This window comes from Mycobacterium interjectum, from assembly GCF_900078675.2.
In the GTDB taxonomy this organism is placed as follows: Bacteria; Actinomycetota; Actinomycetes; order Mycobacteriales; family Mycobacteriaceae; genus Mycobacterium; species Mycobacterium interjectum.
Genome location: NZ_LT546238.1, coordinates 1563 through 2450 on the forward strand (window position 1 = coordinate 1563; position 888 = coordinate 2450).

Here is an 888-nt window from a genome sequence, read left to right on the forward strand (position 1 = left end):
CCGGGCGGCGGGCCATAGCCGGGACCCGGCGGTGGCGGCGGGGGAGGAGGGGGTGCGCCGTAGCCGGGCGGTGGCGGGTAGCCGGGAGGGCCCTGACTTGGGACGTTCTGGCCTGGGTATTCGGGAGGCTGGCTCATGTCCGTCCTAGCTGTTGGATTCAACCTGTGGGCACGCGCGTCCAAACTCGGCAAACCGGAACTTAGCAAATAAGCGCCCGGGGCGCGCCGTCGGCACGACGTGGTATGCCTAAAACCGTGCCCGACGGTCTGTTTGACCTCCCCGGCGCACCGCGGACAGCCGACCACGGCCTGGGCGTGTCGGCCGGTGCGCCCCTGGCCGTGCGGATGCGGCCGGCATCGCTGGACGAGGTGGTGGGGCAGGACCACCTGCTGACGCCCGGGTCGCCGCTGCGCCGCCTGGTGGAGGGCTCGGGCATGGCGTCGGTCATCCTGTACGGCCCGCCGGGCAGCGGAAAGACGACGCTGGCGGCGCTGATCTCGCAGGCCACCGGGCGCCGGTTCGAGGCGCTGTCGGCGCTGTCGGCCGGGGTCAAGGAGGTCCGGGCCGTCATCGATGTCGCTCGCCGGGCCCTCCTTTCCGGCGAACAGAGCGTCCTCTTCATCGACGAGGTGCACCGGTTCTCCAAAACCCAGCAGGACGCGCTGCTGTCGGCCGTGGAGAACCGGGTGGTGCTGCTGGTGGCCGCGACCACCGAAAACCCGTCGTTCTCCGTGGTGGCGCCGCTGCTGTCGCGGTCGCTGATCCTGCAGCTGCGGCCGCTGACCTCCGAGGACGTCCGCACCGTCGTCCAGCGCGCCGTCGACGACCCGCGTGGGCTGGGCGGGAAGGTCGCCGTCGCGCCCGAGGCCATCGACCTGCTGGTGCAGC

The 888-nt window shown here is 72.0% G+C and carries 1 protein-coding gene; it reads left to right on the top strand.

Going from position 1 to position 888, the window contains the following annotated elements:
- Positions 1-242: 242 nt before the first annotated feature.
- Positions 243-888 (top strand): AAA family ATPase (locus BN4348_RS58915; RefSeq protein WP_142308835.1); only part of this gene is annotated, 646 nt, incomplete at its 3' end.